The following is a 24,562-nucleotide window of genomic DNA, read 5'->3' on the forward strand; positions in this document are numbered from 1 at the left end:
CTAGGCTGGCAGGCGTGATCGAAGAGAACGCCACCGCAGCTGCGCCCGCCTCGCCGGGAGCAGACTCGCTCGCGACCACCGCGGGCCGCATCGCAGACCACCGCCGCAAGTACCAGGAGGCCGTGGGAGACCGCGACGCCGCCGCCGCCGCGAAGCAGCACCCCCGCGGCAAGATGACGGCGCGCGAGCGCATCTCGGCGCTGCTCGACCCGGGCTCCTTCGTCGAGTTCGACAAGTACGTGAAGCACCGCACCCAGGGCTTCGGCATGGAGAACAGCCGCCCCTTCGGCGACTCGGTCGTCACGGGAGCCGGCACCATCCACGGCCGCCAGGTGGTCGTGTTCTCGCAGGACTTCACCACTTTCGGCGGCTCGCTCGGCGAGGTCGCCGGCGAGAAGATCGTGAAGGCGATGGAGTTCGCCCTCAAGACGGGCGCACCGCTGCTCGGCATCCTCGACTCGGGCGGCGCCCGCATCCAGGAGGGGGTCGTCGCGCTCAGCAAGTACGCGAAGATCTTCCGCCTCAACACCGCGTGCTCGGGCGTGATCCCGCAAATCTCCATCGTGATGGGCCCGTCGGCCGGCGGCGCGGTCTACTCCCCCGCCCTCACCGACTTCGTCATCATGGTCGACAAGACCAGCCACATGTTCGTCACCGGCCCCGACGTCATCAAGACCGTCACCGGCGAGGACGTCGGCTTCGAGGAGCTCGGCGGCGCGCTCACCCACAACAAGACGAGCGGCGTGAGCCACTACCTCGCCAGCGACGAGCTCGACGCGCTCGACTACGCGCGCACGCTCATCAGCTACCTGCCCGACAACAATCTCGCCGAGGCCCCGGTCTACGACAGCGACACCGCGCTCGAGATCACGAGCGCCGACCGCAGGCTCAACACCATCATCCCGGACAGCCCCAACCAGCCGTACGACATGAAGGTGATCATCGAGGCGATCCTCGACGGCGGCGACTTCCTCGAGGTGCAGCCGCTGTTCGCGCCCAACATCCTCATCGGCTTCGGCCGCGTCGAGGGCCGCACCGTGGGCGTCGTCGCCAACCAGCCCAACCAGATGGCGGGCACCCTCAACATCGACGCCAGCGAGAAGGCCGCCCGCTTCGTGCGCTTCTGCGACGCGTTCTCGATCCCCATCCTCACCCTCGTCGACGTGCCCGGCTACCTTCCCGGCACCGATCAGGAGTTCCAGGGCGTCATCCGACGCGGCGCGAAACTGCTCTACGCCTACGCCGAGGCCACGGTGCCGCTCGTCACGATCATCACGCGCAAGGCCTACGGCGGCGCGTACATCGTGATGGGCTCGAAGGAGATGGGCGCCGACTTCAACATCGCGTGGCCCACCGCCGAGATCGCCGTCATGGGCGGTGCGGGCGCCGTGAACATCCTCTACCGCAAGGAGCTGGCCGCGGCCGCCGAGCGCGGCGAGGACGTCGAGGCGCTGCGCGCCGAGCTCACCGCGAAGTACACGGCCGACGTGTCGTCGCCGTTCCTCGCGGCCGAGCGCGGCGAGCTCGACAACGTGCTCGAACCCGCCGGCACCCGCCTCGCGGTCATCAAGGCCCTGCGCGGTCTGCGCGGCAAGCGCGACGAGCTGCCGGCCAAGAAGCACGGCAACATCCCGCTGTAGGGCCGCACGCGGCAGCGCGCCGCGCCTCATCCAGGTATTCTCGAGGGATCGCGCTCAGCCGCGCCCTCGACCGAGAGGAACCCACCGTGAACGATCCCCTGCTGCCGCCCGACGCCGCGGCGCGCGACGCCGCCCGACGCCAGGCGCTCGGAGAGCTCGACGACGCGCTGCACGGCGACGACATCCGCTTCGCGACCCGCCGGGTGAGCGACGACGAGCGGGCCGCGGTGATCGCGGTGCTCACGCGGGTGCGCAGCGAGGAGACCCAGCGGCGCAAGCGCGTGGCACGGCGGGACCGCGAGCCGTGGTCGCGCTCCCAGCGGGTGCCCGAGGGCATCGCCGAGCTGCTGTTCGAGGGCTGACCGGAACAGGGGCGCGGCAGGCATGGGAAGGACGGTCGCCGACGCGGAGCGCGAGCTGCGCGAGCTGATGCTCCGCGGCTTCTCGTTCCCCTTCGACCCCCAGGGCGCACTCTCCGACCGCCCGCTGCGCCGCTCGGCCGTGCTCATCCTGTTCGGCGCCCTCGACCGCACCCCCGCGTCGCACACCGGCGCGGAGGCGAGCGGCATGCCCGCCGAGCTCGACGTGCTGCTCATCAGACGCGCCACCGGCATGCGTCACCACGCCGGCGAGATCGCTTTTCCCGGCGGCGGCGCCGAGCCGGCCGACCGCGGCGATCCCGCGCGCACCGCCCTGCGCGAGGCCGTCGAGGAGACGGGTCTCGTGCCCGAAGGAGTCGAGGTGCTGGGCTCGCTGCAGCAGGTGCACATCCCCGTGAGCAACAACCTCGTGACGCCGGTGGTCGGATGGTGGCGGCTGCCGAGCGACGTCGCGGCCGATCGCACGGAGTCGGTCGACGTATTCCGCGCGCCCGTCGCGGAGCTGCTGGACCCAGCGGCGCGCGGCACCTCGGTGCTGCGGCGGGGCGCCTCCACCTACCGGGGCCCCGCGTTCCGGCTGCACGACCGCCTCGGCGGCCACGTCGTGTGGGGCTTCACGGGGATCCTGCTCGCCGCGCTCTTCGAGGAGCTGGGCTGGGCCGTGCCGTGGGACGCCCGACAGGTGTTCGCCGTCGACCCCTGAGCGCGCCCGCCTCCTGTCCCGCCTACCCGGCACCCCGCCTGCCCCGCACCCCGCACCCCACCTGCACCCCCACCCCTGCCGAGCTGACGCGTGTGGTCGCCGCGCGCTGCGGGAGCGACCGCACGCGTCAGCTCGGCGGGGGCGGGGGTGGGCGAGGTCGGGGACGGGTGAGGGCGGAGCCGCCTGCCCCGACCCATGGACCTCGCAGGCGAGCCGCAATACACTCCGAGTGTGGACAGCGCGCGGATCCGAGCTCGAAGATGGCTGGTCGGGGCGGCCCTCGGTGCGACATGGGGGCTGCTCTCGGGAGCCGCGGCGTGGGCGACCTCCCCCGTGACCCTCGGCGACACGTACGTGACCGACACCGCCGACGTGCTCGACGCTTCGGACGAGCAGCGCGCGAACGCCCGCCTCGCCGAAGCCTTCGATCAGACCGGCAGCGACCTCTACGTGGTCTTCGTCGACGAGTTCACCGACCCCGCAGACCGCATCGCGTGGGCGAACCAGACCGCCGACCTGAACGGGCTCGGCGAGTCGCAGTACCTGCTCGCGGTGTCGACCGAGGGCCGGCAGTACTTCATCTCGGCCCTCGACGGCGGGCCGCTCAGCGACGCGCAGGTCGGCCGGATCGAGGAGGAGATCCTGCCCGAGCTGCGCGACAGCGACTGGCTCGGCGCGGTCGAGGCCGCGGCCGACCGGCTGGAGTCGGAGCACGGCGCCGGCGGCCGGACGGCGGCGATCGTGGTCGGCTCGGTCGTGGGCGCGGCAGGGATCGCGGGCGCCTCGTTCGGCGTCGTGAAGATGCGCCGCGGCAAGCGCGCCAGACAGGAGGCGCAGCAGCAGCTCGCGCACCTCGAACAGACCTCGGGCCTCGCGCTCGTGGCCGCCGACGACGCGGTGAAGACGAGCGAGCAGGAACTCGAGTTCGCGCGGGCGCAGTTCGGGGACGGGGCCGTCGCCGAGTTCGCGACGGCGCTCGACGGCGCCAGGCGCAGCTCATGGAGGCCTTCTCGCTGCGGCAGCAGCTCGACGACGAGGTACCCGACACCGACGCCCAGCGGCGCGAATGGCTGGGCCACATCATCGAACTGTGCGGGGCGGCCGACGCCGCACTCGACGCGCAGGCCGGGGCCTTCGCCGAGCTGCGCGACATCGAGCGCGACGCCCCCGCCGCCCTCGAGGCGGCGAGGGGACGACTCGCGACCGCCGACGACGGATCCATCGCAGCCGAGCTGGTGCGGCTGGGCTCGACCTACGCGGCCGACGAGATGCTCGCGGTCGCCGGGCACGACGAGCAGGCCGCGGGTCTGCTCGCATTCGCGAGAGAGCGCACCGCGGCGGCCGAGCGAGCGATCGGCGCGGGTCGCTCGGGCGAGGCGGCGGTCGCCATCCGCGAGGCCGAGACAGCAGCGGCGCAGGCCGATCAGCTGCGGCAGGCGGTCGCCTCGCACGGCGAGGCCATCGCCGCGGTCGAGCAGCGCTGCGCCGAGCTGATCGCCGACCTCGAGGGCGACGTGGCAGCGGCCCGCGGCATGACCGACACGAGCGGCGGCATCACCGCCGCCGCCCTCGCCACCGAGCAGCAGCTCGCGAGCGCGCGGGCCGACCTCGACGGCGCGGCGCGCCGTCCGAGCCGCGCCCTGCAGACGCTCGAGGCGGCGAACGCGCACATCGACGGCGTACTGCAGGCGGCTCGCGACGAGCAGCGCGCGCGGCAATTGCTCGGAGCCCGGCTCACGCAGGCCGACGACGACGTGCGCCAGGCCGAGCACTACATCGCCTCGCGCCGCGGAGCCGTCGGGGCCGTCGCGCGCACGCGCGTCTCCGAGGCACGCGCAGCGCTCGCGCAAGCCCGGTCGGCGCAGGGCGCCGACGCGCGCGCAGCGCTGAACGAGGCCCAGCGCGCGATCCGGCTCGCGGCCGAGGCGCTCACCTCGGCGCAGCTCGACGTGAGCGGCTACGACGGCTACGACGGCCTCGGCGGTCGGGGAACCGTCTCGTCGGGCGACCTCGGCTCCGATCTCGCCGCAGTGCTCGGCGGCATCCTGGGCAGCGGCCGGGGCGGCTACGGCGGCTCGGGCGGCTCCTGGGGCGGCGGCGCCTGGGGCGGCGGCTCCCGCAGCGGATCCCGCAGCAGCGGATCGAGGCGCAGCAGCTCCGGCGGATCCCGGCGCAGCAGTTCCCGCAGCGGCGGCGGTTCGCGCCGCAGCAGCGGAGGCGGCCGCTTCTGACACCGATCTCGCCCACCCGATCCGATCTCTGCGAACTCCGAGCACCGATCCCTAGACTCACCCCAAGGCCCTCCGGCGAAAGGAACCCAGCATGACCAAACAATCCATCTTCGGGCGCATCACCACCCTCGTGCGCGCGAACATCAACTCGATCCTCGACTCCGCCGAGGATCCGCAGAAGATGATCGACCAGCTCATCCGCGACTACACCAACAACATCGCCGACGCCGAGTCGGCGATCGCCGAGACCATCGGCAACCTGCGGCTGCTCGAGCAGGACTACCGCGAGGACGTCAAGACCGCCGAGGAGTGGGGCCGCAAGGCGATCGCGGCGAGCGGCAAGGCCGACGAGCTGCGCACCGCGGGCAACACCGTCGACGCCGACAAGTTCGACAACCTCGCCAAGGTGGCGCTGCAGCGCCAGATCTCGGCCGAGAACGAGGCGAAGACCGCCGAGCCCACCATCGCCGCCCAGCAGGAGGTCACGGCGAAGCTCAAGGACGGCCTCAACGGCATGAAGGAGAAGCTCAAGCAGCTCCACTCGAAGCGCGCCGAGCTGGTCGCCCGCGCCAAGACCGCCGAGGCCCAGAACCGCGTCGCCGACGCCGTCAAGTCGATCGACGTGCTCGACCCCACCAGCGACCTCGGCCGCTTCGAGGAGAAGATCCGCCGCCAGGAGGCCCTCGCCCGCGGCAAGCAGGAGATCGCCGCCTCGACCCTCGACGCCCAGTTCAACGAGCTCGAGAACTTCGAGGCCGTCACCGAGGTGGAGGCGCGCCTCGCCGCGCTCAAGAGCGGACGCACCGCGCAGGCGATCGAGCAGTAGCCGGCCGGGGCGGGAGGGCGGGCGCGCGGCGCCTCCCTCCCGCCGCCGTTCCGGAGGGCGGTGCGACGGGACCGGGGGGCTGCCCGACCGGTGCCCGGGGCCCGGTCGGGATCGCGGCTCGATCCCGACGTTGCGGTGTGGAGCAGAGAAGCATCGGGGGCGACCCCGTTCGAGGATCGGAGAGAACGTGGCTTTCTGGGGGCGCAGGACGCGCGAAGAGCAGGGGCAGCAGGACACGGCGGACACCGAGCTCTCGCGCCGCGCGCGCACCGCGTTCGTCGCGGCCGACGAGCGCATCCGCGCCACCGGCGACGAGCTCGCCTTCGCCGCCGCCGAACTGGGCGACGCGGCCACCGCCGACCTGCGCGCCGGCCTCGAAGCCGTGCGCACGCACCTGACCGAGGCCTTCCAGCTGCACCAGCTCAACCACGACGAGGTGCCCGACACCCCCGAGGAGCTGCGCACCCGCAACGCCCGTATCGTGCAGCTGTGCGACTGGGCCGAGGGGGTGCTCGACGAGCGCACCTCAGCGCTGCAGGAGCGCATCGCCCGCGTGCGGCGGGCGCCCGAGATCCTGCAGCGGGTGCGCGCCGACGTCGCTCGGCTGCGCGAACGGCTGCCCGAGACCGCCACGACCGTCGAACGGCTCGCCGAGCGCTACAGCACCGCAGCGCTGCAGCGGCTGCGCATGACCACCGGCGAGGTCGAGCAGCTGCTCGACTTCGCGCAGCACTCGGCCGACGTCTCGGAGCGGCGGCGCGCCGCGGGCAAGCCCGAGGACGCCAACCTGGCGCTCGAGGCGGCCACCGAGACCGTGCGCCGCGCCGAGTCGATCATCGACGAGGTCGACGGATTCGAGATCGAGGCGCTGCGCGCGCAGACCACGCTCTCCGACGTCATCGCCGACTCGCGCGGCGACCTCGCGGAGGCCCGCCGCGGGTCGCGCACCGGGGCCGTCGACGACGCCGTCAACCGTCTCGAGGCGGCACTCGCGAGCGTGGCCGCGGGAACGCGCCGCGACCCCTTCGCCGACCTGGCCCTGGTCTCAGAGGCGAACGCCGCGCTCGACGCCGCCCGTGAGCGCGCCGCCCGACCGATCCCGTCGCGCCAGCACGTGCAGCACGACGTCGACACCGCCGACCGCTCGATCGGCGTCGCCGCCGGCCTGATCAACGGGCACCGCGGCTGGATCGGCGCCGACGCCCGCACTCGGCTCGCGGAAGCCCAGCGGCTGCGCGCCGAGATCGGCGGCGTGCCCGACTCCGAGGAGACCCGCGAGCACGTGCAGCAGCTCGCCCGCCGCACCGCCCACCTCGCGAACGAGGCCGTGCAGCTCGCGCAGCGCGACATCGACTCCTCCCGCCCCGACAACGACGACTGGGGCTGGGGCAACCGCGGCAGGAACCAGGGCGGGGGCGGCGGGGCCGCCGGGATCCTCGGACCCGTCATCGGCGGGGTGATCCTGGGCGGCCTGCTCGACGACATCTTCGATTGAGCCCGCCCCCGGGCAGATGCCCGGCCGCGCCCCACCGCAATGCGCCGTCGGCCGCGAGCGCTCGCGCCCCGCGCCCGGCTCGTTCAGGCGTGGCGGGCGCCGTCGTCCGGGAACACCGTGCCGGTGTCTCCCAGCTGCAGCGCGAGCGCCGTGGCCTGGGCCGCGTCCTCGAGATTGAGGGCCCGGCGATAGGCCATCTCGACCGTGCCCGCCACGACCGAGCAACCGTGATGGCGCATCACGACGCAGTCGTGATGCCGCAGCTGCTCGGCGGCCGTGTCGGCGAGCTCGTCGGTGCCGTTGTGGAAGAACGGGGTGACCCCGATGGAACCGAGGTAGTAGGCGTGGTCGAGGGTGAGGCGCCGGATCTCACGGCCCAGGCTCGCGAGCACGATCGCCGTGCGCGGATGCAGGTGCAGCACGCACTCGACGTCGGGGCGAGCGCGGTAGGCGCGATGGTGCAGCTTCCACTCGCTCGAGGGCTTCACGCCGTTCACGGCGGCGCCCGTCTCGAGGTCGTCGAGGCCGAGCTCGACGAAGTCGTCCGGGGTGAGACGGTCGAACCACGCGCCGCTCGCCGACACCACGAAGCGGTCGTCGGCGACGCGGGCCGAGAGGTTCCCGGCGCTCGCCAGCACGAGGCCGCGCCGCGAGGCATCGCGCCCCACCTCGATCAGCTCCTGCACCAGCCGGTCCCGATCACGTTTCGCACTCATGCCACCAACCGTACCCCTCCCGCGCACCGCTCCGGCCGACCCCGCGCTGCGCTCCGTGGGCCGCGCCGTGTGCGGCGCCGCGCCCCGGCATAACGCTGGCGCGTTCTGCTCAGGCCGCGCCCGTCAGCTCGCGATGCGTCGAGATCGCCTGCTGATCGGTCAACGACGCCACGTAGTCGAGAATCGCCCGCGTGCGCCCCTGACGCCGCAGCCCCGGATCGCTCGTGTCGCCCGACAGCAGCTCGGGCCGGTCGCCGCGCAACTCGAAGTACGCGGCGACCGCCTCGTCCGCCCACTCCAGCAGACGCCGCGGCGCCCGCCCCGCGTCGACCCGGTCGGAGAGCCACGCGTCGAAGCCCAGCACGAGATCCTCGACCACGCGGGCCTGCCCGCGCTGCGGCTGACCCAGCTCGGGCCGTTCGAGCACGAAGTGCGCGTGCACGAACTTGAGCACCATCACCTCGTGCCACGCCTGCTGATCGAGCCGCACGTAGCCGCTGCGCACATGCGGCCGCTCCTCGACCACGATCGAGGTGCGCAGGTGCTCGATCCAGCGCCGTGTGAAGTCGGAGACCGCGCGCTCGCTGTCGATGCCGCCGTCGTAGGGCACCCCGAGCAGCGCGTCGCCCACCTCGGCGCTCACGCGGTGCACCGCGGCGGTGAACGCCTCGCGGTCCGCGATCCATGCGTCCTTCAGGGCGAGACGCCGCCACAGCTGCTCGAGCGCGTGGCCGGGCACGCGCAGCGCCCCCGACCCGGCGAGCTCCTGCGGCGCCATGCGCGCGAAGCGGCCCACGTCGGCGAGCCAGGCCCGGAACTCCCCCGCGACCGCGGCCTGCTGCAGCACCCCCGCGCGGGTGAAGTCGTCGAGGTCGTGCACAGCGTAGGCGATGTCGTCGGCGAGGTCCATGACGGCGCACTCCACGGTCTGCATCCCCTCGGAGACCCGCGGGAACGCGGCGAGCGCGCCCTCCATCTCGACCGCGTCGAGCGCGTAGGCCGAGAACTTCTCGGCGCCGTGCACCGCATCGGCCCCCACCCCGCGCGGTCGCTCGGTGACGGGGCGTTGCGCTGCGGTGACACCGATCCACGACGCCCGCGTCCACGGGTACTTGAGGGTGGCCGCACGGGTGGCGGCGGTGAGGTTGAGTCCCGGGAAGTCGCGCCCGAGCGTGTCGAGCTGGGTGAGGATGCGGAAGCTCTGCGCATTGCCCTCGAAGCCCTCGAGCAGGCCGAGCCGCTCGCGCGCCACACGATCCAGCACCCGCTCCCCCAGGTGCCCGAAGGGCGGGTGTCCGAGGTCGTGCGCGTGCGCCGCGGCCTGCGCGACCACCGTGTCGCAGCCGCCGAGCCGAGCCACGATCGCACCCGTCGCGTCGTCTTCGCCGCGCACCCCGCTCAGGTGTGCGCGGTGCCGGGCCTCGTGCCCGGCGAGCTGCGCCGCGATGACCCGCGCGACCGCGCTCACCTTGAGCGAGTGCGTGAGCCGGTTGTGCATGACGGGTCCCACGCCGGATCGCGGCACGACCTGGGTCACGTCGGAGAGGCGCGCGAAGTAGGAGGAGAAGCGGATGCGCTCGAGATCGATGCGGTACTCCTGGGCGCCCGCCAGCTCGGGGCTCACGGCGTCGGTGGCGGCGACGGCATCGCCGCCCTGCACCCCGTGCACGTCGCTCTCGCTGTCGGGCCTCGCGGGGGCCGCGGATCCCGCCGCTGCGACGGCCTCGAGCGTTCCGGCGGCGGGGCCCGTCCCGGGCGCCCAGGCACCCGCCCCGGCCGGGCCCCCGCGTGCTCGCGGGAGCCGTCGTCGATGCCCGCCGAGCGGTGCTGCGACGAGACGTGCTCGACGTGCCGGCGCGCCTCGCGGTTGCTCTCCTCAGTCATGCACCCCATTCAAGCATCCGCCGTGCGCCGCGCCGCCATCGAGGGGCGCCCGTCGCACGAGCGCACGAGCGCACGCCGAGCGTACGACGGAACGCCGACGCACGACGGGATGCCGGTCGCTGCGCGGAACGGGCGCCCGCTCTCGACCGAGATCTCCCCCGGTCGCGCCGAGCAGCGGTACCCTGATGCCATGACCGCCGCAGCGCGCACCGACTCCGCAGCCGAAGACCGGCCCGGCAACCGCACCCGGGCGGGCAATGTGCCCGCCCTCGAACGGGCGACCGGCCGCCCCTGGCACGAGTGGTTGCGCATCTTCGAGGCGGCGGGCGCGAGCGGCCTCGGGCACGCCGGGATCGTCGGCGTCGCCCGGGCCGCGATGCCCGCCGAGCTGCAGAACCCCGACTGGTGGGCGCAGGGCGCCGCCATCGCCTACGAGCAGCACGCCGGACTGCGCGTGCCCGGGCAGTCGTCGTCGGGCGGCTTCCGGGTGGGGGCCAGTCGCACGCTCCCCCTCGACCGGGACGCCGCGATCGAGGCCTGGGACGACGCGCACGGCGACCGCGCCGAGCACCTGGGGCACGCCGCTGGCGAGCCGCGGCGATCCCGCACCGACAAGCGCAGCTTCCTGCGCTTCGATCTCGACGGGGCGGGCCGCGTCGAGGTGGCCGCGACGCCGAAGGGCGAGAAGACCTCACTGGCTGTGTCGCACGACGGCCTCGCCGACGGCGAGCGCATCGAGGAGTGGCGGGCGCACTGGAAGTCGCTGCTCGCCGAGCTGTAGGCGCCGAACGGTCGGCGCCGAGCCGCAGGCTCGAGGTCGCGATCCCGACCGCGGCTGCGGATCCCGGTGCCGGGGTCACGAGGACCGAGCATCCGGCGCCGCAGCCCCACCGAGCAGAGCACACCCGAACACCGCACCCGAACCCCAAACCCCGAACCCCGAGGAGAACACCCATGAGCGAGAAGGTCGGGATCGTCTGGAACCCCTCGAAGGTCGAGGGCGAGAAGCTGCGCGCGGCGCTCGACCGCGCCCTCGCGAGCGCCTTCGCGGCGCCGCACGAGCGCCCCGAGTGCCTGTGGTTCGAGACGACCGAGCAGGATCCGGGCCAGGGAGCCGCGTCGACCGCGCTCGAAGCGGGATGCACGGTCGTGATCGCGGCCGGCGGCGACGGCACGGTGCGCGCGGTGGCCGAGCGGCTCGGGGAGTCCGGATCGCCGGCGGCCGACCTGGGCGTCGTGCCCCTCGGCACCGGAAACCTGCTCGCCCGCAACCTGGGGGTGCCGCTCGGCAATCCCCGGGCGGCGTTCGCGCGGGCGCTGACCGGCACCGGATCTCCGCTGGATCTGGGCGAGGTGCGCATCGCGCGCGCCGAGGGCGGCGGGCGCGAGGTCGTTTCCGAGCGCCACGGCTTCGTGGTGATGGTGGGCTTCGGCATCGACGCGCAGATGATCGTGGAGACCGACGACGAGCTCAAGGCGAAGACCGGCTGGCTGGCCTACGTCGAGTCGCTGGGGCGCGCCGCGACGGGCACCGAGGTCGTGGAGCTCTCGCTGCGGCTCGACGACGACGAGCCCGCCGTCGAGAGCGCCCACACGGTGCTGGTCGCGAACTGCGGCAGCATCCAGGGCGGGATCACGCTGCTGCCCGACGCGCTCCCCGACGACGGCGAACTCGACCTGCTGGTGCTGCGCGCCGACGACGCCGGCGCGTGGCTCGACACGATGAAGAACATGGTGTGGGACAACGGCCTCAAGCGGCTCATCAGGGGCGGGGGCACGGCCGAGAGCTCGGGATCCACCGCGCACCTGCGCGCCCGCACGGTGCGCGCCGAACTGCCGCAGCCGCTCGCGTTCGAGGTCGACGGCGACGATGTGGGCGAGGTGACCGCGTTCGAGGTGCGGATCCTGCCGTCCGCGCTGCGGGTGCGCTGAGCCCGGGCGATCCGCGACTCCCAGCCGGCTCTCCAGCGGTTCCGAGCTTCCTCATCGGGGCGGCTGCGAGGGTGGGATGCATCCCGCCCATCGCAGATCGTCCGCAGCGCAGAGGAGCAGCCCGTGCAGAAGTCCCAGAAGATCCTCATCGGCGCCGGAGCCGGCGTGCTCGCGCTCGCCGTGGCCGCGGCCGTCGCGGGGCCCATCATCTACCGCGACTTCATCGCCCCTCCCGCCGCCGATGCGCCGAGCCTCAGCGGCGACTCGAGCATGCTGGAGCCGACCGGCGGACCGCTCGACCCCGCCGCCCTGGTCGGGGAGTGGAGCGTCGCAGACGGTTCGGAGGCGGGGTACCGCGTCGACGAGGTGCTGAACGGCACCGACGTCACGGTGACCGGGCGCACGAGCGACGTCTCGGGGACGTTCACGGTCGGCGAGGACGGCCTCACCCTCGAGGCCGCCGAGCTCACGGTCGACGTCGCCTCGATCAGCACCGACAGCCCGCAGCGCGACGCGTACTTCCGCGACAGCGCGCTGCGCGCCTCCAAGCACCCGACGGCCACGTTCACCCTCACCGAGCCCGTCACCCTCGACGCGGCCCCCGAGGAGGGCGACGTGGCGCAGGCCACCGCGACCGGCGAGCTCACGATCGCCGGGGTCACGCAGCTCGTCACCGCCGAGGTGCAGGTGCGGGGCTCCGCGGGAGTCGACGGCGCGGGCGCCGTGGCCGAGATCGCGGGCAGCATCCCCATCGTCTTCGCCGACTTCGGCGTCGAGGCGCCGAGCCTCGGCTTCGTGCAGGTGGAGCCCGAGGGCTTCGTCGAGTTCCAGCTCACCGCCGAGCAGGGGTGATCGCGCTCCCCCGAGTTCGCCGACTCGGCCTATTCGTATCGAGTCGGCCTATGATTTGCGCGAAGAACAGGCCGGCTCGATACGAATAGGTCGACTCGATGGAGCGACCCCGCGTGAGCCCTATCCGTCCGCGAGATCCTGCGCCGACTTCGGCAGCTTGCGCACGCGGGCGCGCCGCCGGCGGCGCTCGGGGATCATCGAGCGCATCTCCTCGAGCCTGCCGAAGCACAGCAGACGGTCCTCGGCCTCGAGCACCACGTGCTTGCGAGGGTTCGGGATCACCTGCACCCCGCGGTGCAGCGTGAGCACGGTGATGTCGCGATCCCACAGCCCGAGATCTCCGAGCGTCTTGCCGACGTGCTCGGAGCCGTGCATGGTGAGCTCGGCCACGCCGTACCCGGTGGAGACGCTCAGGCGCTGCCGCACGTCGATCTCGGGGAAGTCGACCTGCCCCCCCCCCGATGTAGTCGATGTTCGCGCCGGCGACGTCGAGGCCGGTGGCCTGCTCGATGCCCTGCAGACCCGGCGAGGAGTTGACCTCCATCACGAGCGGGCCCTCATCGCCCTCGAGCATGTCGACGCCCGCCACGCGCAGCCCCATGATCTGGGCGGCGCGCACGGCGACCTGCTCGTAGGCGGGGTCGAGCTGCACGGGCTCGACGGTGCCGCCGCGGTGCACGTTCGAGCGGAACTCGTCCCCGCTGGCGCGGCGGCGCATGGCGGCGACGACACGATCCCCGACCACGAGCGCGCGCACGTCCCGCCCGCGGCTCTCGGCGACGAAGCGCTGGATGAGCACGTTCTGACGAGTGGAGTGGAGCGTCTCGATGATGGCCTCGGCCACCTTCACCTGCGGCGCGAGGATCACGCCGATGCCCTGGGTGCCCTCGAGCAGCTTGATCACGACGGGCGCGCCGCCCACGCTCTCGATCGCCGCCCGCACGTCGGCGCGGTTGCGCACGAACGCGGTCGCGGGCATGTCGATGTTGTGGCGGGAGAGGATCTGGATGGCGCGCAGCTTGTCGCGCGCGTTCGAGATGCCGCCCGCGGTGTTCGGGGTGTAGACGTCCATCTGCTCGAACTGGCGCACGACCGCGGTGCCGAAGTAGGTGATGGAGCTGCCGATGCGGGGCAGGATCGCGTCGTAGTCGCTCAGCTGTTTGCCGCGGTACAGCAGATCGGGCTCGTCGCCGGCGAGGTCGATGGCGAAGCGCAGCGTGTTGAGCACCCTGGCCGTGTGTCCGCGCTGCTCGGCTGCTGCCTGCAGCCGCTGCGTCGAGTACGCCTGCGGGGCGCGCGAAAGAATCGCGAGTTTCACCGTGATTTCCTGCCAAGATAGATGCGTGACCGTACCCGACCATTCAAGCACCCTCACGGGCTGGCGTGAATGGGTGTCGCTGCCGGGCATCGGCGTTCCGTGGGTCAAGGCGAAGGTGGACACCGGCGCGCAGACCTCGGCGCTGCACGCGACGGAGATCGAGGAGTTCGAGCGCGACGGCGAGTCGTGGGTACGATTCCTGGTGCAGCCGTGGCAGCTCACCGAGGAGGACGCGGTCGCGGTCGAGCTGCCGGTGCACGACCGCCGCACGGTGCGCAGCTCGTCGGGGCACTCGCAGCTGCGACCGGTGGTGCTGATGGACGTCGGCCTCGCGGGCCGGGTCATCGAGGCCGAGGTGACGCTGACGGATCGCGACGAGATGGTGTTCCGCATGCTCATCGGCCGCGAGGCGCTGCGCCGGGGGTTCGTCGTCGACTCGGCCGCGTCGTTCCTGGGCGGCAAGCCGCCGCGGGGCATCCGGCGCCGCAATCGCGGCCGCGCCTAGGGGTCGACCGGTGCGCTACGTCGGCGTCGACCTCGCGCGCTTTCTCGCCATCGTCGGCATGATGGCGGCGCACCTCGTCGGCTTCGCCGTCTGGGATCCCGCCGCCTCACAGTTCGCACTCGATGCGGCGGAGTTCACGGACACGCTCACGGAGGGGATCGCCGCGCCGCTCTTCGCCGTGCTCGGCGGGCTAAGTTCGGTCTTCGCGACGCGCCGGCTGCTGCGCGAGCACCGCACGGGGGCGGCGGTCGCCGCCGTAGCGCTGCGCGGCGCGCTGCTCGTGCTCATCGGCCTGCTGCTCGGCATGATCGAGAACCCCGTCGTGGTGGTGCTCGCCTACTACGGGGCGGCGATGATGCTGGTCGCGCCGTTGATCGCGGCGCGCGGCTGGCTGATCGGCGCGGTCGCGGCGGTGCTCGGGATCGCGGGCGGGACGTGGAACTCGGCCGCCCGGGCGGCCCTCGACGTCGACGGCTTCGAGGGCCGGTCCGTCACCTTCGAGACGTTCGGCGACGACTGGGTCGAGGCGGTGCGCGCGCTGCTGCTCACGGGCGTCTACCCGGCGATCACCTGGTCGGTCTACCTGCTGGTGGGTGCGCTCGTCGGCCGGCTGCTCGTGGCGGGCGCTCTGCGGGGGCGGCTGGGCCGGGTCTCGGCCGTGCTCGCCGGGGGCGGTGCGCTGCTCGCGGTCGTGGCCCAGCTGGTCTCGAACCTGGTGATCTCGGAGCCGGCCTCGTTCGGGCTGACCGGGGGCGCCGCCGCGGCCGATCCCGAGCTGCTCGTCGAGTCCGCCTCCGGAGCGCCGCTCGCGCCCGAGCTGTGGGCGCAACTGCTCGCGACGCCCCACTCGGGTTCGCCCGTCGATCTGCTGCGCACCCTCGGCATCGCGTTCGCCGTGATCGGCCTGCTCGTGCTGCTGTGCGACAGCGGAGGCCGGGCCGGCACGGCCGTCGCCCGGCGCGCGCCGGGGCGCCTGCTCGACGCCGTGCGCGCCGCGGGTGCGGCGCCGCTCACGATCTACGCGCTGCACGTGATCGCGACCGGCTGGCTGCTGGGGCCGGTGATGGAGGATCCCGGCCTGCTGCTCGACGGGCTGCCGTGGTGGACCGCGGGGCTCGGGGCCTTCCTGCTGCAGCTGGCCGGTGTGCTCGGGATCGGCGCGATCCTGTCGGCGACCGGCCGTCGCGGCCCGCTCGAGGCGGTGCTCTCGGGCGCGGTGCGCGTCGCGGTGCGGGCCTAGCCGGGTCGTCCTCGGCGGCTCGGATCGGTGCGGCCTTGCACGGCGAAGAACGTCCGCTCTGCGCGGGAGTCGGGCCGAGCGGCCCCTCTACTGCGTGATCGCGATCGCCCGGATGGGGCTCGCGCTCGACCCCTCGAGCGGCAGGGGCATCCCCACGAACTCGAAGCGGTGCGCGGGGATCCGGTCGATGCCCGTGAGGTTCTCGATGATGGCGATGAAGTCGTCGGGGGCGAGCCCGAGCGACCCCGGCCGCAGGTAGTTCATGTGCACGGGGGCGGAGAGCGCGCCGGCCGTGGTCTCGACCGTCGCGCAGTCGATGCCCACGGTGCGGGCGCCGCGCCCGCGCAGCCACTCGCCGGCCTCCTGCGTGAGGCCCATGTGCTCATCGAGGTACTTCCGGGGATCGCTCTCGTAGTAACGCGACCAGCCCGTGTGGATCAGCACGATGTCACCCGGCCGGATGCGCTCGCCCGAGGCCTGCTCGGCGCGCTCGAGCACCTCGGGCGTGATCTCGCCGCGCGGCCCGAACACCGCCGTGCAGTCGAGCCACACGGCGGTGCCGTACCCGCACTCGATCGGCATGCGCTCCGCCGAGTACTCGGTGTCGGGGTCGCCGTGGAAGACCGAGTCCATGTGGGTGCCGGTGTTGCCGTTCATCACCCACTGCTCGTTCTGGAATGAGAGGCGGCGGCCGTCGTAGGGGTTGAAGCGCTCAGCGTGCGCGTAGGCCCAGTGGTTGAGCGATCCCACGAGCTTCACCGGGGTTCTGCCGTGGGTGGGGTGCCCCGCCATGCCCTCCCGGATCGTGTGCGTGAGATCGGTTACCTGCTTCGACATGCCGCCGCCTTTCAGTCCAGTCGCACCCTAGCGCGGATCAGCGCGCTTCGCCCCAGGCGGGGAGGGGCACGTTCGCCGGCTCGGAGAGTGCGAGATCGGCCGGGTAGACGGGCACGATCTCGCCGTTCTGCCACTGGCTCACGAAGTAGAACGCCCGCTCGTTCTGGCCGTTCTCGTCGAATGCCAGGCCGGTGCCGTCGATGAGGGTGCGCTCCTCGAGCGACATCTCGTCGGCCGCGGCGGCGATGGCCTCGGGGGTGATCTCGTCGGCCTGCTGCATGGTGTCGAAGAGCGCCATGGCGCCCACGAAGCCGTTCATGTCGAACGCGCCCGGCTCGGCGCCGTCGTTCTCCTCGGCGAAGCGCGCGACGAAGCGGTCGTAGAGCTCCTTCGCCTCGGGCTCCAGACCCTCGGGGTTGAGCTGCGAGGTGAAGCCGACGTTGAAGAAGCCGTTGCCGCTGTCGCCCATCGACTCCATCCACGCTTCGTTGACGTGGCCGCCGCCCGAGCCGATCACGGCGGGGGGGGGAGCCACGTCGGCGGCGCGCATCGCGCGGCCGAGGGCCGCGGCGTCGGCGTCGTAGCTGGTGAGCACGAGCACGTCGGGCGCGGCGTCGCGGATCTTGAGGGCGACGCTCGTGAGGTCGGCGCTGTCCATCGGATACGCCTCCTCGAGCACGATGTCCATGCCGTTCTCGTCGGCCGATTCCTGCACGCCGGCGAGCACGTCGGAACCGTAGGTGTTGTTGACCCCGGCCCAGGCGACGGTGAGGTCCCCGGGCGCCTTGCCCAGCTTCTCGGCCAGCACGTCGGCGGCGAAGTCGACGGCGTCGCTGCCGATCTGCGCGGCGGTGCTCGAGACGCGGTAGATGTTGTCGTTGTCGCCGTTGGTGATGGCGACGGCCGAGGCGCCGGTCTCCCAGTAGAGGCCGCCCTCGCCGGTGATCACGGGGATCGCGGCGAGCGCGAGCGCCGAGCCGAAGGTGCCGAGCACGACATCGATGTCCTCGTTCAGCAGGCGCTCGGCGCCGCGGCGGGCGCCCTCCTCGTCGGGGGCGTCGATGTCGGTGTACTCCACCTGCATGCCGTTGATGCCGCCGTCCTCGTTGACGAGCTGGCGCGCGATCTCGCTGCCCTCGGCGACTCGGGTGCCGGTGCCGGCGAGCGGGCCGCTCAGGGGGAGGATGCGACCGATCGTGATGACGTCGCCATCGGCGCCCTCCGATCCGCCCGAGGAGCAGCCGGCGAGGCCGACCGCCAGGGTGGCGCTCACCGCGAGCGCCATTCCGGTCAGGAACTTCTTCTTCATTCGTCGATAACCTTTCGTGTGTTGGTTCAAATGCCGAGATAGGCCTTTTGCAGCTCTTCGTCGTCGAGGAGCGCCTGCGCCTCGCCCTGGAGAGCGATCTCGCCCTGCTCGATCACATAGCCTCGATCGGCCATGCCAAGCGCCTGGGCGACGTTCTGTTCCACGAGCAGCACGGTGACCCCGGTGTCGCGCACCGACTGGAGCACCTCGAACACCTCGGTGACCACCTTCGGGGCGAGGCCGAGCGAGGGCTCGTCGAGGATCAGCAGCCGAGGGTCGGCCATCAGCGCGCGACCGATGGCGACCATCTGCTGCTGACCGCCCGAAAGCAGGCCGGCGTGCTGCTTGCGGCGCTCGAGCAGGATCGGGAAGAGCTCGAAGATGCGCTCGAGCCCGTCCCGCTGCTTCTCGCGGGCGGCTCGGGTCACGGCGCCGAGCAGCAGGTTGTCCTCGACGGTCATGCCGCCGAAGAGCCGTCTCCCCTCGGGGCAGTGGGCGATCCCCATCTGCGCGATCGTGTGGGTGGGGAGGCCCGTGATCGGCCTGCCCTCGAAGGTGATGCGCCCGCCGCGCGGGCGCACGAGCCCCGACACGGCCTTCAGCGTGGTGGTCTTGCCGACGCCGTTTCCGCCGAGCAGGGCGACGATCTCACCCTGTTCGACGTTCAGGCTGAGGTCGGTGAGCACCTTCGCGCGGCCGTACGACACCGCGAGATGTTCAATGCGCAACATGCTGGTACCCCTCTCCGAGGTAGGCGGTCAGCACCCCGGGATCGCTCGTGACCTCGGAGGGTGTGCCCTCTGCGAGGTTGCGGCCGCGCTCGAGCACGATGACGTGCTTCGAGAGCCCCATCACGGCCTTCATGTGGTGCTCGATGAGGACCACCGAGGTGCCCGAGTCGGCGAGTCGGCGGATGAGCTGCATCATCTCGTTGATCTCGGACGGCACGAGACCGCCCATGACCTCGTCCAGCAGCACGAGCTGCGGTTCGGCCGCGAGCACGCGCGCCACCTCGAGCCGCTTCCGCAGGCCGATGGGCAGCGACGCTGCGGTGGCCTCGGCGTAGGCCGTGAGTCCGAGGTCGTTCAGCAGGCGGTTCACGACCTCGTCGGTGTCCTGCAGCCGGTGCCGGTGGTTGAGAGCGCCGATCATGACGTTCTCGCGCACGCTGAGCTGCGGTAGGCCGCGCACCTTCTGGAAGGTGCGCACGAGCCCCATGCGGGCGATCTGCTCGGGCAGCTTGCCGACCAGTTCCTCTCCGTCGAACACCACGGAGCCCGCGGTTGGTTTCATGAAGCCGGAGACGATGTTGAAGAGCGTCGTCTTCCCCGCGCCGTTCGGGCCGATCACACCGGTGATCTGACCGCGCTCGGCGGTGAGGTGCACGTCGTCGAGGATCTGCAGCCCTCCGAGGGCGATGCTGACGCCCTGCACTTCGAGCACGTTATCGCTCACGGTGCTCCTCCTTCGCTTCGATGGGGTCCTCCGCGGCGGGCAGGGGCACGGCCACGGTGTCGATCCGGTCGGCGGGCTTCGGCTCGCGCTTCAGCTTGCGCCGCACCCAGTCGGCCGCGGATCGCAGGATCCCCATGACGCCGTTCGGCAGCAGCAGGATGCAGATGATGAGCAGCGCGCCGTAGAGGAAGTTGGAGAGGCCGGGGATCGACGATCCGACCGCCTCGATGACGTAGTGCTCGAGCAGCGTGATCAGCGCGGCGCCGATGAGCGGCCCGAACACGCCGACCATGCCGCCGATGATGGCCATGAGCGCCGGTTCCCAGGTGACCGCGATGGATCCCACGTTGGAGGGCGTGATGTAGAGCGTGTACTGCGCGAACACGGCGCCCGCCAGCGCCGAGAAGAAGCCCGAGAGCCCCACGGCGAACAGCTTCACCCGCACGGCGGGGATGCCGATGGAGCGGGCGCTCACCTCGTCCTCCTTCACGGCGAGCATCTGGTAGCCGCGCTTCGAGCGGCTGAGCATGATCACCACGAGCGCCGTCACGGCGTACAGGCCGAGCGTCAGGAAGACGTACTGGTCCTTCGTCTGGAAGATCAGGTTCGCGGGCGAGACGTCCTTCGGGATCGTGATGCCCTCGTCGCCGCCGGTGATGTCCGACAGGTTCTGCAGGGCGATGAACATGATCGCGGCGAGACCGAGCGTCGCGAGGCCGAAGTAGTGGCCGCGCAGGCGCAGGCTGATCGCGCCGATGAACAGGGCGACGAGCACCGCGACCGCTGCGGAGATGAGGACCGCCAGCAGCGTCGGCACGCCGAGGCTGAGGCGCAGGATCGTCGTTCCGAAGGCTCCGATCGCGAAGAGCGCGCCGTGGCCCAGCGAGAAGAGGCCGGTCATGCCGCCCGCGATGTTCCAGGCCGTCGCGAAGGTCGCGAAGATCAGGATCGTGTTGAGCAGGTCGAGGTTCATGCGGCTGGGGCCCGTGAGGGTGTAGCCGATCACGAGCACCACGATGGCGACCAGCGGCAGGTAGGGACGGATCGTCTGCATGATCAACCACCCACCATCGCCGAGTCGAGCGACTTCTTGCCGAAGAAGCCCTGCGGGCGGAGCGCCAGGATGAGTACGAAGAGCACGAAGACCGACGCCTGCATCCACTGGGTTCCGAAGTAGTACCCCACGAAGGTTTCGATGATGCCCACCAGCAGGCCGCCGAGGAAGGCGCCGCCCACCGAGCCGAAGCCGCCGAGCACCACGATCACGAAGCTCGTGAGCACGTAGTTGAGGCCCGTGGTCGACGAGACCGCGGTGAAGGGCGCGATGAGCACGCCGGCCGCGACCGCGAATGCGCTGCCCAGCACGAACACGGTCGCGTAGGCCCGGTTGATGCGCAGGCCGACGACCTTCGCCGCGTAGTTGTCCTCGGAGACCGCGCGGATCGACTTGCCGAAGCGGGTGCGGTACAGGAAGAACCACAGCGCGGCGACGAGCAGGATGCCGCCGACGAAGGCGATGACACGCCCGATCTCGACGGGTACGCCGAGCACGCGGATGCGCTCGGAGGCGAACGGGTCGGAGAACGCGAAGGTGCGCGAGCCGAAGAACATGAGCGCCGACGCCTGCAGCACGATGCTGAGACCCAGCGTCGTGAAGATCTGCACGTTGAGCGACTTGCCCAGCGTCTGCCTGATGATGCCGATGTAGATGAGGTACGAGATCGGCAGCGAGGCGAGCAGCACGAGCAGGCCCACCAGATACGGGTTCATCCCGGTGCCGAGCACGATGACGGTCGTGGCGAGCATGCCGAGCATGACGAACTCGCCGTGCGCGAAGTTCATCACGTCCATCACGCCGAAGATGAGGGTGAGGCCGACCGCGATGAGGGCGAGCACTCCGCCGGCCATCACGCCGAGAACGAGCAGGTCCCACATAGGGCGGCTCCTTCCTGTGGAATCGAAGTTGGTGTGTGCGGTTCTTGGGCTCCGGGTTTATCCCGGAGGTGTCTACGTGACGTCATCGGCACGCGGTCCTTCCATGGTTCGCGGGCCGCGGCTGCGGATCCCGTTCGGTTCATCTGCTACCTGCTTCGCGCAGGAAGTCCGCCTCCCACGCCCGCACCTTGCGCTCGGTGTCGCGGCTGAGCCGGCGGTCCCAGGCGGCCCCGGTGTAGAGCGGTCGCAGCCAGTGCACGAAGCGGTGCGCGCGGGGGTAGTAGGCGGTGCGGGAACGCTGCTCGACGGCGTGCGCGTACGCATCGGCAACCTCGTCGACCTCGCTCGTGACGCTGAGGGGCCAGGGCAGGCTCTTGCTGCCCTCGGCAGCACGGGAGCCAGCGTTCTGGATCAGCGGGGTGCGGGTCCAGCCCGGGTAGAACACGCCCACGTCGACGCCGCGGTGGGCGACCTCCTGCCGCAGCGCGCCGGCGAAGGCCTCGACGCCGGCCTTGGCGGCGGCGTAGGCGGACGACTTGGGAGTGTTCTTGAGCACCGCGGCCGAGCAGGTGAAGGCGATGTAGCCGCGGCTGGCGATGATCTGCTCGAGCACGGCCTTCACGGTGCGGATCTGCCCGGAGAGGTTGACGTCGACGATGCGCAGCAGCTGCTCGGTGCTCGAGGCGCGCACCGTCGAGGCGCTGCCGATCCCGGCGTTGGCGATCACCGCGTCGATGCCGCCGAAGCGCTCCACGGCGAGTTCCACGGCGCGCTCGAGCGATGCCTCGTCGGTGACGTCGGCGGCCACGCCGAGGTGCCGCTCCCCGAGCGCTGCGGCCGCGGCGCGCACCTGCTCGCCATCGCGGTCGACGAGCACCGCGCGGTACCCGGCCGCCGCGAGGCGACGCGCGGTCTCCAGGCCGATGCCGCTGGCGCCGCCCGTGACGAGTACCACCCGGTCTCCGCCGGAGTTCACTGCCCCGCTGGTCTTCACCGTCTGCCTCTTCCTCTGCATGTCTGTCATCGTCTGCCGTCGCGCGTTCGCACCCGAGGGGCGCTACTGCATGTGCGATCCGCCGTTCACGTCGATCGTGGCGCCGGTGATGAAGCCGGCGTCGCGATCGCTCAGGAATCGCACCGTGCGCGCGATGTCCTCGGCGGTGCCGAGGCGCCCGGCGGGGATGCGCGCGGCGTAGTCGGCGTTGACCTGATCGCTGACCATGCCCGCCATGCCGCTGTCGATGCGCCCCGGGGCGACGGCGTTGACGGTGATCCCGCTCGGCGCGAGCTCGCGCGCGAAGCTGCGCGTGACGCCGAGGAGTCCGGTCTTGGTTGCAGCGTAGTGCACGCCGGCGACGAGCCCACCGCTGCGGGCCGCGAGCGAGGCCATGTTGACGATGCGGCCGAATCCGGCCTCCGCCATGCCGGTGGCGAGCTCCTGGATGCCGAGGAAGGGGCCGGTCAGGTTGACGTCGAGCACGGCGTTCCACTCCTCGAGCGGGATGTCGACGCCGAGCAGCTTGGCGCCGTCGTGCTTCGGCGAGATGCCGGCGTTGTTGACCAGCACGGTCGGTGCCCCGAACTCAGCGACCGCGGCCTCGCGCACGCGCTGCCAGTCGGCCGCCGAGGCGACGTCGGCCTCGAGGGCGAGCAGGCGGTCGGGCCCGAAACCCGTGCGCTGCACGAGTGCGTCCAGGGCCCCCTCGGAGGTGTCGACCGCGACGACGAGGTCTCCGCGGTCGAGCAGCTGCTCGACGATCGCGGTTCCGAGCCCGCCGGCCGCGCCGGTCACGACCGAGACGAGTGGCGGCTGAGCGGCGCTCACGCGTTCGCCTCGGCGGTCTCGAGGCGGTAGGGCTGGGCGTCGAAGGTGCTGTTGACCTCGCGGAACGTGAACGAGAAGTCGGGCCACAGCGTCGTGAGGCGGTTGCTGCGGGGGTCGACGTACCAGCTGCGGCATCCGCCGGAGAGCCAGACGGTGCCCGCGCTCAGGCGCTCGACCTCGGCCATGTAGGCCTCCTGCTCGTCGGCCGGGATCTCGAGGGTCTCACCGGCGGCGATACGCTTCAGCGCTTCGAGCACGTAGTCCATCTGCGCCTCGGCGATGTAGATGGCCGAGTTGTGGCCGAGGCCGGTGTTCGGACCCTTGATGAACCACAGGTTCGGGAAGCCGCTCACGGCCGTGGTCTTGTAGGCCTCCATGCCGCGGTCCCAGCGCTCGTGGAGCGACACGCCGCCGCGTCCGAAGGTTCGGTGCGCCATGGGGATGTCGGTCGCCTCGAATCCGGTGCAGGCGATGATCACGTCGGCCTCGTGCTCCGTGCCGTCGGGGGAGACGACGCCGCGGGGCGTGACGCGGGCGATGCCGTCGGAGACGAGCGTGACGTTGTCGCGCAGGAACGCGGGGTAGTAGTCGTTCGACTTGAGGATGCGCTTGCAGCCGATCGTGTAGTCGGGGGTGAGCCGGTCGCGCAGCTCGCCCTCGGGGATCTGCGCGGCGAGGTGGTCGAGCGCCTGCCTGGTGACGGTCGCCACGAGGGTCTCGGTGCCGCGGCGCTGCGCGTAGCGCTCCTCGTTCGCCCAGAAGAGGTCGGCGCGGATCTGCTTCATGAGTTCGGGATTGCGCGAGAACATGCGCTTCTCCGCCTCGGTGTAGGCCGGGTCGTGGCGCGGGGTCACGTAGGCGGCCGAGCGCTGGAAGACCGTGAGGCGGCCGGCGGTCTTCGCGACCTCGGGGATCACCTGGATGGCGCTCGCGCCCGAGCCGATCACGGCCACGCGCTTGCCGTCGAGGTCGACCGAGTGATCCCACTCGGCTGAGTGGAAGAGGCGGCCCTCGAAGCTGTCGAGGCCCTCGATGACGGGGAACTTCGCGTCCGAGAGGTAGCCGACGGCCATCACGATGGCCGGAGCCTCGAAGACGGCGTCGCCGCTGCGCGCGATCCAGAGCGAGCGCTCCTCGTCCCAGCGGATGTCGTCGACGTTGTGATCGAAGCGGATGTGCGGGGTGACGCCCTCCTCCTCGGCCACGCGCTCGATGTACTCGAGGATCTCGGGCTGGCGGGCGTGCATCTTGGTCCAGCGGGGGTTGAGGCTGAACGAGTAGGAGTACAGGTGCGAGGGCACGTCGCACTCGGCGCCGGGATAGGTGTTGTCGCGCCAGGCGCCGCCGACGGTGCGGCCGCGCTCGAGCACGACGAAGCTCTGCTCGGTCTCGCGCCGCAGGTGCACGGCGATTCCGACGCCGGCGAAGCCGGCGCCGACGATGATGACATCGGTTCTGGAGGGTGCGGGGGTCATGGCT

At 71.9% G+C, this 24,562-nt stretch carries 22 protein-coding genes and 2 pseudogenes; 12 read left to right on the forward strand and 12 right to left on the reverse strand.

The window, feature by feature from the left end; genetic code table 11:
- Positions 1-14: 14 nt before the first annotated feature.
- The 7 genes and pseudogenes from Leucomu_RS12360 to Leucomu_RS12390 all read left to right on the forward strand — a co-directional run bounded on the left by Leucomu_RS12360 (position 15) and on the right by Leucomu_RS12390 (position 7,275).
- On the forward strand, positions 15-1,640 hold the full coding sequence (locus Leucomu_RS12360; protein WP_194294556.1) for an acyl-CoA carboxylase subunit beta: 1,626 nt from the start codon (positions 15-17) through the stop codon (positions 1,638-1,640).
- A gap of 86 nt (positions 1,641-1,726) precedes the next feature.
- A complete protein-coding gene (locus tag Leucomu_RS12365) occupies positions 1,727-2,002 on the forward strand; it encodes a hypothetical protein (RefSeq protein ID WP_128387400.1) in 276 nt (91 codons plus the stop codon).
- A 22-nt stretch (positions 2,003-2,024) separates the two neighbouring features.
- Positions 2,025-2,723, forward strand: coding sequence for an NUDIX hydrolase (locus Leucomu_RS12370; RefSeq protein ID WP_128387401.1), 699 nt, complete (start codon positions 2,025-2,027; stop codon positions 2,721-2,723).
- Between the two features lie 195 nt (positions 2,724-2,918).
- Positions 2,919-3,368, forward strand: a pseudogene (locus tag Leucomu_RS15990) (TPM domain-containing protein); the annotation flags it as partial.
- A gap of 353 nt (positions 3,369-3,721) precedes the next feature.
- A complete protein-coding gene (locus Leucomu_RS15595) occupies positions 3,722-4,954 on the forward strand; it encodes a hypothetical protein (protein WP_228407105.1) in 1,233 nt (410 codons plus the stop codon).
- Between the two features lie 91 nt (positions 4,955-5,045).
- Positions 5,046-5,780 carry a PspA/IM30 family protein gene (locus tag Leucomu_RS12385; protein ID WP_017883714.1) on the forward strand — a complete coding sequence of 245 codons (735 nt, stop codon included), beginning with the start codon at positions 5,046-5,048 and terminating at the stop codon, positions 5,778-5,780.
- A gap of 187 nt (positions 5,781-5,967) precedes the next feature.
- A complete protein-coding gene (locus Leucomu_RS12390) occupies positions 5,968-7,275 on the forward strand; it encodes a coiled-coil domain-containing protein (protein ID WP_128387404.1) in 1,308 nt (435 codons plus the stop codon).
- 83 nt (positions 7,276-7,358) lie between these two features.
- Here the strand turns inward: Leucomu_RS12390 and Leucomu_RS12395 are convergent, their stop codons facing one another.
- Entirely contained in the window at positions 7,359-7,991 is a 633-nt protein-coding gene (locus Leucomu_RS12395) for a class II aldolase/adducin family protein (RefSeq protein WP_128387405.1), read from the reverse strand.
- Positions 7,992-8,100: 109 nt separating this feature from the next.
- Positions 8,101-9,660, reverse strand: a complete 1,560-nt coding sequence (locus tag Leucomu_RS12400) for a deoxyguanosinetriphosphate triphosphohydrolase family protein (protein WP_128387406.1) — start codon at positions 9,658-9,660, stop codon at positions 8,101-8,103.
- Between the two features lie 405 nt (positions 9,661-10,065).
- On the opposite strand from Leucomu_RS12400, the gene Leucomu_RS12405 reads away from it, so the two are divergent.
- From Leucomu_RS12405 to Leucomu_RS12415, 3 genes are all read left to right on the forward strand, one after another.
- Positions 10,066-10,656 (forward strand): hypothetical protein, encoded by a 591-nt coding sequence (locus tag Leucomu_RS12405; RefSeq protein ID WP_228407106.1) that lies wholly within the window; start codon positions 10,066-10,068, stop codon positions 10,654-10,656.
- 173 nt (positions 10,657-10,829) lie between these two features.
- A complete protein-coding gene (locus Leucomu_RS12410) occupies positions 10,830-11,807 on the forward strand; it encodes a diacylglycerol/lipid kinase family protein (RefSeq protein WP_128387407.1) in 978 nt (325 codons plus the stop codon).
- Between the two features lie 123 nt (positions 11,808-11,930).
- A complete protein-coding gene (locus tag Leucomu_RS12415) occupies positions 11,931-12,659 on the forward strand; it encodes a YceI family protein (RefSeq protein WP_128387408.1) in 729 nt (242 codons plus the stop codon).
- A 120-nt stretch (positions 12,660-12,779) separates the two neighbouring features.
- Here Leucomu_RS12415 and Leucomu_RS12420 read toward each other — a convergent pair.
- A pseudogene (locus tag Leucomu_RS12420) lies at positions 12,780-13,977 on the reverse strand (RimK family alpha-L-glutamate ligase).
- A 25-nt stretch (positions 13,978-14,002) separates the two neighbouring features.
- Here Leucomu_RS12420 and Leucomu_RS12425 point away from each other — a divergent pair.
- Both Leucomu_RS12425 and Leucomu_RS12430 read left to right on the forward strand, forming a co-directional pair.
- The gene (locus Leucomu_RS12425) at positions 14,003-14,482 is read left to right on the forward strand and encodes an ATP-dependent zinc protease family protein (protein WP_128387409.1); all 480 of its coding nucleotides are present in this window, start codon (positions 14,003-14,005) and stop codon (positions 14,480-14,482) included.
- Between the two features lie 10 nt (positions 14,483-14,492).
- The gene (locus Leucomu_RS12430; protein WP_128387410.1) at positions 14,493-15,722 is read left to right on the forward strand and encodes a heparan-alpha-glucosaminide N-acetyltransferase domain-containing protein; all 1,230 of its coding nucleotides are present in this window, start codon (positions 14,493-14,495) and stop codon (positions 15,720-15,722) included.
- 87 nt (positions 15,723-15,809) lie between these two features.
- Here the strand turns inward: Leucomu_RS12430 and Leucomu_RS12435 are convergent, their stop codons facing one another.
- From Leucomu_RS12435 to Leucomu_RS12475, 9 genes are all read right to left on the reverse strand, one after another.
- On the reverse strand, positions 15,810-16,559 hold the full coding sequence (locus Leucomu_RS12435) for a cyclase family protein (RefSeq protein ID WP_128387411.1): 750 nt from the start codon (positions 16,557-16,559) through the stop codon (positions 15,810-15,812).
- Between the two features lie 37 nt (positions 16,560-16,596).
- Complete coding sequence (locus Leucomu_RS12440; RefSeq protein WP_128387412.1) at positions 16,597-17,868, reverse strand: ABC transporter substrate-binding protein; 1,272 nt, start codon at positions 17,866-17,868, stop codon at positions 16,597-16,599.
- 26 nt (positions 17,869-17,894) lie between these two features.
- Positions 17,895-18,599 (reverse strand): ABC transporter ATP-binding protein, encoded by a 705-nt coding sequence (locus Leucomu_RS12445; protein WP_128387413.1) that lies wholly within the window; start codon positions 18,597-18,599, stop codon positions 17,895-17,897.
- Positions 18,586-19,323 carry an ABC transporter ATP-binding protein gene (locus Leucomu_RS12450; protein ID WP_128387414.1) on the reverse strand — a complete coding sequence of 246 codons (738 nt, stop codon included), beginning with the start codon at positions 19,321-19,323 and terminating at the stop codon, positions 18,586-18,588. Before Leucomu_RS12450 ends, Leucomu_RS12445 begins: the two co-directional genes overlap by 14 nt.
- The gene (locus tag Leucomu_RS12455; protein WP_128387415.1) at positions 19,313-20,377 is read right to left on the reverse strand and encodes a branched-chain amino acid ABC transporter permease; all 1,065 of its coding nucleotides are present in this window, start codon (positions 20,375-20,377) and stop codon (positions 19,313-19,315) included. The genes Leucomu_RS12450 and Leucomu_RS12455 overlap by 11 nt, the downstream gene beginning before the upstream one ends.
- Positions 20,378-20,379: 2 nt before the next feature.
- Positions 20,380-21,258 (reverse strand): branched-chain amino acid ABC transporter permease, encoded by an 879-nt coding sequence (locus Leucomu_RS12460; RefSeq protein ID WP_128387416.1) that lies wholly within the window; start codon positions 21,256-21,258, stop codon positions 20,380-20,382.
- Positions 21,259-21,397: 139 nt separating this feature from the next.
- Complete coding sequence (locus tag Leucomu_RS12465) at positions 21,398-22,273, reverse strand: SDR family NAD(P)-dependent oxidoreductase (RefSeq protein ID WP_164884558.1); 876 nt, start codon at positions 22,271-22,273, stop codon at positions 21,398-21,400.
- A 42-nt stretch (positions 22,274-22,315) separates the two neighbouring features.
- On the reverse strand, positions 22,316-23,083 hold the full coding sequence (locus Leucomu_RS12470; protein WP_164884559.1) for an SDR family NAD(P)-dependent oxidoreductase: 768 nt from the start codon (positions 23,081-23,083) through the stop codon (positions 22,316-22,318).
- Positions 23,080-24,558 (reverse strand): flavin-containing monooxygenase, encoded by a 1,479-nt coding sequence (locus Leucomu_RS12475; protein WP_128387419.1) that lies wholly within the window; start codon positions 24,556-24,558, stop codon positions 23,080-23,082. Before Leucomu_RS12475 ends, Leucomu_RS12470 begins: the two co-directional genes overlap by 4 nt.
- Positions 24,559-24,562 lie beyond the last annotated feature (4 nt).

The organism is Leucobacter muris, from assembly GCF_004028235.1.
Taxonomy (GTDB): Bacteria; Actinomycetota; Actinomycetes; order Actinomycetales; family Microbacteriaceae; genus Leucobacter; species Leucobacter muris.